This window comes from Pseudomonas sp. LAIL14HWK12:I10, assembly GCF_900184205.1.
In the GTDB taxonomy this organism is placed as follows: domain Bacteria; phylum Pseudomonadota; class Gammaproteobacteria; order Pseudomonadales; family Pseudomonadaceae; genus Aquipseudomonas; species Aquipseudomonas kermanshahensis.
The window spans coordinates 523313-535365 of sequence record NZ_FXWU01000002.1; the positions used below are offsets into that span (position 1 = coordinate 523313).

9 protein-coding genes are annotated in these 12053 nt (G+C 64.9%); 4 read left to right on the forward strand and 5 right to left on the reverse strand.

Annotated elements, in window-relative coordinates; translation table 11 throughout:
• Nucleotides 1-128: 128 nt before the first annotated feature.
• Together pvdN and pvdM are read right to left on the reverse strand one after the other, a co-directional pair.
• Nucleotides 129-1418 carry a pyoverdine-tailoring periplasmic protein PvdN gene (gene pvdN / locus QOS90_RS06325; protein WP_085272555.1) on the reverse strand — a complete coding sequence of 430 codons (1290 nt, stop codon included), beginning with the start codon at nt 1416-1418 and terminating at the stop codon, nt 129-131.
• 16 nt (nt 1419-1434) lie between these two features.
• Nucleotides 1435-2781 carry a pyoverdine-tailoring dipeptidase-like protein PvdM gene (gene pvdM / locus QOS90_RS06330; RefSeq protein ID WP_085272556.1) on the reverse strand — a complete coding sequence of 449 codons (1347 nt, stop codon included), beginning with the start codon at nt 2779-2781 and terminating at the stop codon, nt 1435-1437.
• A 198-nt stretch (nt 2782-2979) separates the two neighbouring features.
• On the opposite strand from pvdM, the gene pvdP reads away from it, so the two are divergent.
• Nucleotides 2980-4605, forward strand: coding sequence for a pyoverdine maturation tyrosinase PvdP (gene pvdP / locus QOS90_RS06335; protein WP_085272557.1), 1626 nt, complete (start codon nt 2980-2982; stop codon nt 4603-4605).
• 115 nt (nt 4606-4720) lie between these two features.
• Here the strand turns inward: pvdP and QOS90_RS06340 are convergent, their stop codons facing one another.
• The 3 genes from QOS90_RS06340 to QOS90_RS06350 are packed head-to-tail and all read right to left on the reverse strand — an operon-like array spanning nt 4721 to nt 9265.
• Nucleotides 4721-6124, reverse strand: coding sequence for an efflux transporter outer membrane subunit (locus QOS90_RS06340; RefSeq protein ID WP_085272558.1), 1404 nt, complete (start codon nt 6122-6124; stop codon nt 4721-4723).
• Nucleotides 6125-6127: 3 nt separating this feature from the next.
• Complete coding sequence (locus tag QOS90_RS06345; RefSeq protein WP_085272559.1) at nt 6128-8092, reverse strand: MacB family efflux pump subunit; 1965 nt, start codon at nt 8090-8092, stop codon at nt 6128-6130.
• Nucleotides 8093-9265 (reverse strand): efflux RND transporter periplasmic adaptor subunit, encoded by a 1173-nt coding sequence (locus QOS90_RS06350; protein ID WP_085272560.1) that lies wholly within the window; start codon nt 9263-9265, stop codon nt 8093-8095. It lies immediately after the preceding gene.
• 229 nt (nt 9266-9494) lie between these two features.
• On the opposite strand from QOS90_RS06350, the gene QOS90_RS06355 reads away from it, so the two are divergent.
• The 3 genes from QOS90_RS06355 to QOS90_RS06365 all read left to right on the forward strand — a co-directional run bounded on the left by QOS90_RS06355 (nt 9495) and on the right by QOS90_RS06365 (nt 12018).
• Entirely contained in the window at nt 9495-9971 is a 477-nt protein-coding gene (locus QOS90_RS06355) for a sigma-70 family RNA polymerase sigma factor (RefSeq protein WP_027592893.1), read from the forward strand.
• Between the two features lie 169 nt (nt 9972-10140).
• The gene (locus QOS90_RS06360; RefSeq protein ID WP_027592892.1) at nt 10141-10620 is read left to right on the forward strand and encodes a response regulator; all 480 of its coding nucleotides are present in this window, start codon (nt 10141-10143) and stop codon (nt 10618-10620) included.
• Nucleotides 10621-10692: 72 nt separating this feature from the next.
• On the forward strand, nt 10693-12018 hold the full coding sequence (locus QOS90_RS06365) for an MFS transporter (protein WP_027592891.1): 1326 nt from the start codon (nt 10693-10695) through the stop codon (nt 12016-12018).
• Nucleotides 12019-12053 lie beyond the last annotated feature (35 nt).

Here is a 12053-nt window from a genome sequence, read left to right on the forward strand (position 1 = left end):
TTGGGGGCACTGGGGCCGCTTTGCGGCCCTTTCGCGACGCAAGGCCGCTCTTACACGTCCAGCGCTATCCTCAGCCTGTAGGAGCGGCCTTGCGTCGCGAAAGGGGCGCAAAGCGCCCCCAGCATTCGTCACGAACTACGCACCCGCCGCCCCAGCACATCGACCAAGCGGTCGATCTCGGCCTCGGTGTTCAGCAGCCCAGGCGCGGTACGCACCACCGGCCCAGCATCACGTGACACGGCATCGACGACAATGCGCTGGCTGTTGAGATACCCGGCCACGTCATCCGCATCCTGGCCCTTGACCCTGAAAAAGGTAAACCCAGCCGAGTACTGGGCACTGCGCGGCGTCACCAGTTCGACCGCTTCAACCGCCTCAAGACGCTGCTTGAGGTAGTCATTGAGCCCATGAATACGCGCCTGGATATTCGCCTTGCCCTGCTGCAGGTGCAGCTCGAATGCCTTGCCCAGCGCCCAGCGATGCTCAAAGGCATGGTAGCCGCCTGGGGTCATGATGGTGGCGAAGTCTTCATTCTCGGAAAACGTGGCAATGGTCGGGTTCAGCTGCTTGAGCTCGGTGGAGGCCGCGCAGATGATCCCGGTGCCACGTGGCCCGAACATCCACTTGTGGGTGCCGGCGATGAAGTAGTCGCAGTTCAGGTCGGCAAAGCGCATGTCCTCGACGCCAAAGCCATGTACCCCGTCGATCACGTAAATAATGTGGTCCTTCTCGTCGCGCTGGCGATTGACCTCGCGCACCAGCGCGCCAATCTCACCCACCGGCAGCTTCACACCACTGCCGGAATGGACCCAGGTCATGCCCAGTACCCGCGTCTTGGCGCTGATGGCCGCAGCCAGGGTGCCGAGTACCTGGTCGGTGCTCACCTGTGACGGGTTCTCGAACAGGCGCAAGCGGCGCACCGGCGTGCCATCGCGTGCCGTGCGGAAACTCATCGTCTGGCGCGCCGCCGAATGCTCGTGCACGGTGGTGAGAATTTCCTGCCCAGGTGCAAGCTTCAGGCCGCCATAGATCAGGCCCAGGCCTTCCGTGGTGCTGCCGGTCAGGGCGATCTGTCGGGGGGTTACCTCAAGGTAGCGACCGGCCCATTCACGCACTGCGGCCTCGTGCTTCCACTCCGCCTGGCTGTCCCAGTCAACCCTGCGCGCCGGGTGGCGGTCGAAGCTCGCACGCAAGGCCTCGATGGCCTCGCGCACCGGCTTTGGGTGTGACGTGATCAGAAAGTTGGCGAAGTGCGCGTAGGCGGGGTCCAGGTCGAACAGGCCGCGAAAGGCGGCCCAGGCGTCGCTGCCAGCGGGTGGTAATGGCGCGGCCTGAGCGCCCGGCAGCAACTGGCTGGCCAAGGGCAGGGCCGCGGCCAGCAGGCCTGCCTGCTTGAGGAAGGTACGGCGGTCGTTCATGAAGGCGCTCGCAGGGTTATCGGGACGAAGTGGTGGCGGGTTGCGCGGCGTGCTGCACCTGCTCCCACACCCGCAGGAAGTTGCCGCCCCAGAGCTTGGCGATATCGGCCTCGGAATAGCCCCGGGTGATCAGTTCGGCAGTGACGTTGCGCGCTTCGCTTGCGTCGTGCCAACCGTCGATGCCGCCGCCTTCATTGAAGTCCGAGCTCAGCCCCACATGGTCGATGCCGACCTTGCGCACCGTGTAGTCGATGGCGTCGCCGAAGTCTTTGAGCGTGGCCGGTGGCTCTTCGTCGAGGATGCCGTACAACGCGTTGGCGTACTGGCCCACCTTCTGCTCGGGCCAGCCGGCGATGACCGGGTCACCCGGCATCAGCGCGTAGTTGAGGTTGGCCAGCGGTGGCAAGTCGTAGCGGGCGCGCAGGGCGTTGAGTTTGTCCTGGGTTTTCGCGCTCAGTGGCTTGAGGTAGGTGGAGAAGGCCACCAGTTGAATCACGCCGCCGCTGTCCTTGATCAGTTGCATTTCCTTGTCGGACAGGTTGCGGGCAATGTCGACCATGGCGCGTGGCGCAGAGTGCGACGCCACCACCGGCGCGCGGCTGAGGCTGACCGCCTGGGTCAGTGCCTTGCTCGACATCTGCGACACATCGATGATCACACCCAGGTCGTTAAGGCGCTGTACGGCGCGTTTGCCGACTGGCGAAAGGCCGTCCAAAGCATCGGCGGTGTCATTGAAAAACGGCAACGGGCGCGAAGAGTCGGCCCAGCTGTTGTTGCCCACGTAGCTGAAGCCGAACATGCGCACGCCGCGGGCGGCCCAGCGGTCGAGCTGGTCGATATCGTCGCCCAGGGCATAGGCATTGAGCATGCTGAGGAACACCGCGAACTTGCCTTCGCCGTGCAGGCGTCGCATGTCTTGCGGGGTGTAGGCGATACCGACCTGTTCGGGGAAGTCGCGGACCATGGCGTCGATGGCGTTGTAGCGCACGTCCTGGGTGTGGCGTGCGGCTTCGACGAAGCCTGCGGTCGGCCGGTGCGGGCCATCGTCGCCGGTCCACGATTCGGGCCAGGCGAAGATCGTCAGCGCGGCGCCAGACAGCCGCCCGCGGGCGGCCTTGGCCAGGTCGAAGCGGCCATTGCCATCCTTGTCGGCCTCGCTGCCTTCAGTGCCGAAAGTCAGCGGCAGGGTGACATGGCTGTCGAACGAGATGATGCGTTCCTGCAGGTCGTTGGCCTGGCGCACCACCTCTCTGGAGTAGCCGGCCGGCGTGGTGAAGTAGTGCCAGGCGGCAAATCCGGCACCTGCGGTCACGGCCGCGGCCAGGCTGATAAACAGGGCTTTTTTCCAGCGTGGAGTCGTCATCTTGGTCTCAGTAGGTTCACCGTCGAGGGATGGGCACAGAGGCCGCCGCTACCTGGAGTGAACGAGCCCACCCCGTGGAAATTTAGCCAGCCGTGGCGGCGCCCCTGCGTCGGCAGCGGTAAATTTCGCGGTGTGGACAACGTTCTAGCCTTGGACGGGCTGTGCTCCACGGCCGCAATAAATGCACAGGTAGTTGCAATGACGATTTCTCGACGCGGGTTCATCGCCGGTGTGGCATTGACGGGCGTGGTGGTGCCCGGTGCGTTGTATGTACAGCGCCAGCGGGCCGCCGAGGCGTTTCCGGAAACCCCCGGCGAGGCGGTCGTCGAACGGGCTGATACGCACCTGCAGCAGTTGGGTGACACCTTGCGCGGGATCTGGCGCTGGACCTTGCAGGGCAAGGACGCGGGCCTGCAAGGGTTGCCTGAGGGCGAGCTGGAGCTGTTCCTGGATGTTGCGCCCAGTGGGCGGGCGTTGCGCGGCTACTTGGATACCCCTGAGCGCCTACGCAGCGATGAACAGCCGCGTTACCGTGTGGTGGGCGACCTGCTGGCAGACAAACCGGGCACTTTACGCTGGCGCTTGTTCTCGAGCCGGCCAGGTGAGGTGCAGGCCCGCTACGAATGCCATATCGTCATCGACGAGGTCTGGGGCCGCTTCGGCAATGCCGGGCCTGCGACCCTCAACGGGCGCATTGCGCCACTGGACCGAGCGTTGTCGCTGCCGGTGCAAGACAACCACTTTCTGGCGCTGAAACACACCTTCCCCGAGGCGCGCGAGCGCACGCCGTTAAGCCCGCAACTGCTGGCCTGGTTGATCACCCCGGAGCACCGACTGTTCCACCAGTTGTGGCATTCCTCGCGTGACAAATGGCACAAGCTGGACAAAGACAAGCAAGCCGCCCTGCGCGGCTTGGGCTGGCAGCCGGGGCCGCGTGATCGGGAGCGTGACGCGCGCGGCCGGCACAAGGACCGCAACGGTTCGGGAGAGGATTTCTTTTTCATGCACCGGCACATGCTTGGCAGTGCCCGTGCCTTGCAGGACCTGCCTTCATGGACGCGGTTTCCGCAGCCACAACCGGAGCTTGAGCGCGACCGTGCCGGGTTCGCACGCTATTGGGACAACCATGACGGCAACGCCTTGCCGCCCACCTGGTTGGCGAGTGGTGATGCGGAATACACCCAGTGGGTGCGCGACATCAAGCACCCGGATACCTACCATGGCAACTTCCAGGTCTGGGAGTCGCGTTACAGCGACCCGGACTACCTGAGCACACTGACCCTGGGCCAGTTCGGTTCAGAGGTGGAGCTGGGCCTGCATGACTGGCTGCACATGCGCTGGGCTTCGGTGCCGCGTGACCCGGCCAACGGCATGCCGGTGCCGACGGCGCGCACGCCTGACGACTTTGCAGCGCGTTGGTTTGCGGCCGAAAACGACTTTCTGGGTGACCCGTTTTCGTCCCATGTAAACCCGGTGTTCTGGCACTTTCATGGCTGGATCGATGACCGCATCGAGGACTGGTTCCGCGCCCATGAGCGGGTTCACCCCGGCGAGGTGCGGCGCCTGGAAGTCAATGGCGTGCCTTGGTTTGCGCCAGGGCGCTGGGTCGAAGTGTCGGACCCTTGGCTAGGGCCTGACACCCATGGTTGCTCGACGGTGCCGGGCTTGCGGCCGGGGCGCAGCGTCGAGATGGACCCGGAGACGATGAAGCTGGCTTTGCGCATCATCTACAGCGATGAAGACCTGTTCGACAAGTTGCGACCGAAGGTGCCCCAGCGGCCTTGGTATGCGCGCAATCTGAAGGTGGCGCAGCGGTCGCTTTGAGGGGGATTGGGGGATGGGATCGGGGTGTAGGGCGAGGGATTTTCGGTGGGTTTTAGATCGAGCGCCGCGCGGGCGGCGCTCGATCTCGAACCCGCAGCAAATCCATCGCCCTACACTACCGCTCAACCTTCCACCCACCCCCCAACGCCTTGTACAGCGCCACACTCCCTTGCAGCCGTGCCAAGCGCAGCTGCGCCTGCTGATCCTGGGCCAGGTAAAGGGTGCGCTGGGTTTCAAGCACGCTGAGCAGGGTCTCGGCGCCCGCGCCATAGCGCTGCTGGGCCAGCTCGAAAGCCAGGCGCGCCTCCTGCACTTCCTCGTCCTGCCAGCGGCGTTGGCGGTCCACGCCGTGAATCGCATTGAGCGCTTTCTCGACATCGGCGAAACCGGCCAGGATGCTGCCCCGGTAAGTCTCCAGCAACTCAGCTTGCTCGGCCTCGGCCAGGTCGCGAGAAGCGCGCAGCCGGCCGTTGTTGAAGATCGGCGCGACCAGCCCGGCGCTGAGGGTATAAAACGAGCTGTCGAGCACATGAGCAAAGGTATTGGCGCCACTGCCCAGGTTGGCCCCTAGGGTCAGCTTGGGCAGCATCGCCGCCCTGGCCACCTGTACGTTGGCGCTGGCCGCTGCCAGCCGCGCTTCGGCGGCGGCGATGTCGGGGCGACGGGCCAGCAGGTCGCTGGGGACGCCGCTGCCAATGGACGGCCACTGCAGCGCATCGAACGCTTCACGGCTGGGCGGCAGGGCCTGCACCGGGTCGCCGAGCAGCGTCGCCAAGGTGACCCGGCTGTCTTGCCACTGCTGTTCGAGCAACGGCACTTGCCGCTCCTGGGCAGCCACCAGGCTGCGCTGTTGGGCCAGTTCCAGGCGTGTGGCCGAGCCGGTGCGCTGGCGGGCTTCGACCAGGCCCAGCACGTCACGTGCATTGCGCAGGTTGAGCCGGGCGATGTTCAGTTGCGCTTCCAGGGCCAGGCCTTGCAGGTAGCTGTCGGCCACGGCGCTGACCAAGGTCAGCTCGACCGTCTGCCGGTCGAAGCGGCTGGCATCGAGGCTGCGCAAGGCACTGGCCCGTGCTGCGCGCAGGCCACCCCAGAAGTCGATCTCGTAGCTGGCGCTGAGTTTGAGGTCGAACGCGGTGCTGGTGCGTTCGCTGCTGCTGACGTCCAGTTGGTCGTTGCCTTCACCCTTCAACAGCCGCTGGCGGCTGCCATCCAGGCCCAGGTTCAGTTCGGGCAGCAATGGCGCGCCAGCGATGACGGCCTGGGCCTGGGCCTGGCGCACACGCGCCGTGGCGGCCGCGAGGTCATAGGCGTTGAGCCGGGCGCGCTCGACCAGGCGGTCCAGCTCGCTGCTGGCAAACGCGCGCCACCACTGTGCTGATGGCAGCTCGGTGGATGACGGCGCGGCCTCGCCTTGCCAGGCGTGCGGCGCGGCAATCCCGCTGTCAGGCGTGGGCGGCGTGCTGCAGGCGGCAAGGCTCAGGCACAAGGTCAACAGGCTGATACGGCTTGGCAAGGTCATGGATTATTCGCTGGTAAGGGCTTTGACCGGGTCGAGTCGGGCGGCTTTGCGGGCCGGCATGAAGCCGAACACGATGCCGGTGACGACAGCGCAGGCGAACGCGCCGAATATGGCAGGCAGGGCGAAGGCTACGGCAACCTCGGCCAGCATCAGGCCGCCGCCGATGGCCAGGGCCAGGACGATGCCGGCCACGCCGCCGACCATCGACAGCATCACGGCCTCGCTGAGAAACTGCCGCAGGATGTCGCGCTGGCGCGCGCCGGTGGCCATGCGGATGCCAATCTCACGAGTACGCTCGCGCACGGTCATGAGCATGATGTTCATGACTCCGATGCCGCCCACCAACAATGAGATCGCGGCAATCGCCCCCAACATCAGCGACAAGCTGTTCTGCGTGCGTGCTTCGGCCTGGATCAGTGCTGCGTCGTTGGTCAGCTCGAAATCCTGACGGCCCTGGTGACGCTGGCGCAGCAAGTGATCGATGGCCACTTCGGCTTCATTGACCCGGGTGGAGTCGTGCGCGGCGACGGCGATGTAGTCTGGGTCGCGCTGGCCGAACAGGCGGATAGCCGCGGCGGAATAGGGCACCGCGATGCGCCCGTCGCTGTCCTGGTCGCCGGAACTGGCGCCTTTACCGGCGAGAATGCCGACGACTTGGAACGGCACATTGCCGATCAGGATGTATTGCCCCAGCGGGTCGCGCCCAGGGTCCAGCATCTTTTCCCGCACCTTCTGGCCGATCACCGCCACAGGCGCGGCACTGGCTTCGTCGGCCTCGGTGTAGAAGGCGCCCTCGACCGCCGGCCAGTTGAAGATCTCCGGGAACCAGATGTTGTTGCCGCCGACATAAAACTGCTGGCTGTTGTTGCCGTGGCGCACCATCAGTTTGTCGCCGATCACCGGCATGACGTGCTTGACCTGGGGCAGCTCGCCGATGGCCGCGACGTCGTCGAGGGTGATGGTGCCGGCCTGTTCACCCAGCGTTGCCGGCTTGCCATTGAGGTAGAGCACGTTCGAGCCAAACGCCGCCATTTGCGCCATGACCTGGCGCTTGCTGCCTTCGCCGACGGCCAGCATGACCACCACCGAGGCTACCCCGATGACGATGCCGAGCAGGGTCAGGGCGGTGCGAAAACGGTTGACCCACATCACTCGCCAGGCGGCCTGCAGGGCTTCGACCAGTTCACCTTTCCAGGCCCCGCGCAGGGTGGCGCCGCGGCCCAGGCGCTGGCGCAGGTCGTCGGCCTGCAGCCCTTGGCGTGTGGGGGGCGGTGGCTGCTCGGCGGCCGAATCGCTGATGATCAGGCCATCGCGGATTTCAATGACCCGCTGCGCCCGCGCCGCCACGTCGCGGTCGTGGGTAATCAGGATGATCACATGGCCCTGGCTGGCCAGTTCGTCGAGCAGCGCCATGACTTCGGTGCCGCTGTGGCTGTCGAGCGCGCCGGTGGGTTCGTCGGCGAGGATGATGTGGCCACCGTTCATCAGTGCCCGGGCAATCGATACGCGTTGTTGCTGGCCGCCGGACAACTGGTGCGGGCGGTTGCCCGTGCGGCTGGCCAGGCCCAGGCGGGTGAGCAGGGCGGTGGCGCGCGCGTGCCGCTCGCTGGCGGCGATACCGGCATAGATGGCCGGCATCTCGACGTTCTCCTGGGCCGAGCCCGAAGGGATCAGGTGGTAGCCCTGGAAGACGAAGCCAAAGGCTTCACGGCGTAACCAGGCCAGTTCGTCGCTGTCCAGCTCGGCCACGTCCTTGCCCGCAAAGTGGTAGCTGCCAGCGGTTGGCCGGTCGAGGCAGCCGAGGATATTCATCAGCGTCGATTTGCCGGAGCCGGAGGCGCCGACAATGGCGACGAACTCGCCGGGGTGGATGCTCAGGCTGATGCCTTGGAGAATGTCGACCTTGGGGGTATCGACGCCGCCGTAGGATTTACGGATGTCGATCAGTTCGATCAGGGGCGTAGTCATTCAACCTCCGCTGACGCTGGGGGCGCCGATCACCAGGCGCTCGCCTTCGCTGAGGCCGTCAAGTACCTGCACCCGCAGCCGGTCGCTCAGGCCGGTCTGGACCTGGCGCTGTTCCACTTCGCCTTTGCTGTTGAGTACCCGGGCGAGGCGCAAGCCATTGTTGTCGTCCAGTGCGGCAAGCGGCACGGTCAGCACTTGGCTGGCCTGGCCGGCGACAAAGAACACCTGCGTGGTCATCTCGGCCATCAGGGCGCCATCCGGGTTGTCGACATCCAGCAGCACGGTGTACTGCACCACCTGGCTGCCGGTGGTGCCATTGGTGGCGCTGGTCGGGCTGCCGCCGCCCTGGCTGCTCTGGTCCAGCGGTTTAGGCGGGATCGGCAGGATCTGCCGGACCGTGCTGGTCCAGCGGCGCTTGCCGCCGGCCAAGGTGGTGAAGTAGGCGGTCATGCCGGGCTTGACCTTGCCGATGTCGGCTTCCGACACCTGGGCCCAGACGGTCATTGGCGAAAGCCTGGCGATGCGCAGGATCAGAGGGGTCTGCTGTTGGGCATTGAGGGTCTGGCCTTCTCGGGCATCGACCGCGACCACGGTGCCGTCCATGGGGGCATAAATGCGCGTGTAGCCCAGTTCCGCCTCGTCGCTGCGCAGGTTGGCCTGGGCCTGACGAATCTGCGCCTGGAACATGTCGATGCGGGCCTGAGTCACCTTGAGCTGGGCAGCGGCCGTCTGCACGTCTTCGTCACGGGTCGCACCGGCGGCCGCCAGGTCACGCTGGCGCTTGAGCTGCTGCTGGGCCAGTTGAAACTGTGCACGTTGCTCGGCCAGTTGTGCCTTGAGGTTGTCGATCGAGTAACGCCCGGCATCGAGCCTGGCTTGCTGGGTGGACGGGTCGATCTCGACCAGCAGTTGGCCTTTGCGTACCTGGTCACCGGCTTCAACGTGCAGCGTGTGGATCTGCCCGGAAGCCTGGGCGCCCACGTCGACGTAGCGCCGCGGCTGCAGGGTGCCCAGGGCAGTCACGCTGCTTTCGATGTCGGCACGGGTGACGGCGACTGTGCTGATCGGCTGCGCGCCAAAGGGCAGGGTCTTCCAGGCCAGCAAACTGCCCAGGCTCAGCAGGGCCAAGCCACTGAGCAGTAGCCGACGGCGGGTGTGGGGTAAACGTCGCATGCAGACTTCCAGCCAGGAGTGAAGGCCACGCGCAGCGCAAGAAGCGGCGCGCACTGAGGTCCCAGATAGACGAAGGCTAGCGGGCGGGATTTAGCGTACAGGGCAGGAGGATGTCGTGTTGCTGAGAATAATTATAATTTGTAAGATCGCACGTTGACATCACTTCGGTCCTGCACAGCTTTGTGAAATGGCTTTCAGAAAAAGCAGCAGGGCCCTCTCAGGTAACGTCGTGGAACATTACTATCGCGAACTGGTGGGCTTCCTTTCCGCGCGCCTGGGCAGTCGTCAGGCGGCCGAAGATGTTGCGCACGATGCTTATCTGCGGGTGCTGGAGCGCACCGATGCGGAACGGATCGAGCACCCGCGTGCCTTTCTGTACCGTACCGCGCTCAACCTGGTGGTCGACCGCCACCGGCGGCATCAGGTTCGCCAGGCCGAGCCACTGGAGGTGCTCGACAGCGACGAGCGCTGGCACAGCCCGGCACCCACCCATGACATGCAGCTCGATCAGCGCCTGGCGCTGATGCAGCGCGCCCTGGATGAACTGGGCAAGGTCTGCCGCGACTGCTTCCTGTTGCGCAAGCTCGATGGCCTGTCACATCAGCAGATTGCCGAGCACCTGGGGGTGTCTCGCAGCGTGGTGGAAAAGCACATCGTCAATGCCATGAAGCACTGCCGGGTGCGCATGCGTGAGTGGGAATCCTGAAAGTCTGGTGAAAGACGAATGAAAATTCCGTCAAGCATCGACTTGATTTCTGCGGGTTTCCCGACAACTATCTAGGTAGACCCCAGCCAGGCAAAGCTTTGGCGATTGCCGTTACTGGCGCAGTATGGTCAGGGAGTGTCCCTTTTTACCTAACTGCCCAGGTCCGAAAATGGCAAACAAGACCCTGCGCATCCTCATCGCCGACGAGCACCCCAGCCAGCGCTTGCAGCTGGAAAAGTTGCTCAATGGCCTGGGCTATTACCGGATTGCGCCCGTGGACAGCTTCGAGGAGCTGCAACGCCTGGTGCAATCTGCCTTGCAGCCTTTTCATCTGTTGCTTGGCAACATCGAACTGGCCAGCCACGTCGGCGTCGACCTGGCGCGTTTCTGCCGGGTGAGCACGCAAATCCAGCACGCCCTGCTTTACCACTCCCAGCAGTTGCAAGTGCCTTCGGTGCCGCAAACCGAGCGCCAATCCGTGAGCGTGAGCCTGCCGCAAGCGCCCGATAACGAGGCACTGGAATCGTTCATGGCGATCATCGATGCGCCGCTTTTGGTCGGCAAGCTGCCCCTGCCAGCTGCCGTGCCCGCCAGCGCGCTGCACCCGCGCCCGCGGGTGAACTTCGCGCACACGGTCTTCAGCCGCTAGCGCCGATGTGGGCGGGGCAAGGGGGCAGCTATTTGCTATCCTCTTGCCCTTTGCCGATCTGCGGACTCTGCCATGACTGCCATCGATACCGCTCGCCCGCCACGCTTCAGCCGTGGCGACCACCGGACCTTGGGCCTGGCGGCACTGGGTGGCGCGCTGGAAATCTACGATTTCATCATCTTCGTGTTCTTCGCCCTGACCCTCAGCAAGCTATTTTTCCCGCCAGAAATGCCTGAATGGCTGCGCCTGCTGCAAAGCTTCGGGATCTTCGTCACCGGTTACCTGGCGCGGCCACTGGGCGGCATCCTGATGGCGCATTTCGCCGATCATCTGGGGCGCAAGCGGGTGTTCAGCCTGAGCATCCTGATGATGGCCCTGCCGTGCCTGCTGATCGGTGTGATGCCGACGTACGCCGATATCGGCTACGCCGCGCCGTTGATTCTGCTGGCGCTGCGCATTCTGCAGGGGGCGGCTGTCGGCGGCGAAGTGCCCAGTGCCTGGACGTTCGTTGCCGAGCATGCGCCACCTGGGCGACGGGGCTATGCCCTGGGCTTCTTGCAGGCTGGGCTTACCTTCGGTTACTTGCTGGGCGCACTGACGGCCACGCTGCTGGCGCAGGTGTTTACCCCCGAAGAAATTCTCGACCATGCCTGGCGCTACCCCTTCCTGCTGGGTGGGGTGTTTGGCGTGATAGGTGTGTGGCTGCGCCGGTGGCTCAGTGAAACGCCCGTGTTCCTGGCCTTGCGCGAGCGTCAGGAGCAGCCGGTGGCGTTTCCGCTGCGGCGCGTCCTGGGCGAGCATCGCCGGGCGCTGATCCCCGCGGCGCTGCTGACCTGTGTGCTGACGTCGGCGGTGGTGGTGCTGGTGGTGATCACGCCGACGGTGATGCAACAGCGTTTTGGCATGACTGCCGGGCACACCTTTGCCCTCAGCAGTGCGGGTATTGTCTTCCTTAATATCGGTTGTGTGCTGGCCGGCCTGCTGGTCGATCGCCTGGGCGCCTGGCGTGCCCTGATGATGTACAGCCTGCTGCTGCCGCTGGGCATCGGTGTGTTGTATGCAAGCCTGGTGGGCCAGTGGGGCGCAACCTGGCTGGCTTATGCCGTGGCAGGGCTGTGCTGTGGCGTGGTGGGCGTGGTGCCGTCGGTGATGGTCGGGCTGTTCCCTGCGCAGATCCGGGTGTCGGGCATTTCCTTCACCTATAACGTCGCCTATGCCCTGTGGGCCAGCACCACGCCGCTGGCGCTGATCGCCTTGATGCCTTGGAGCCCATGGGTGTGTGTCGGGTTTTGTCTGATCATGGGCATGGTGGGGCTGCTTACTGCCCTGTACTTCGGGCGTCGCGAGCCCTTGGCGTTTGCGGCGGAGCCCATGCCAATCATGTGCGGTGACAAATGAGCCAGTAGCGGCTGGTAGGTGGTGAGGCAGACTTT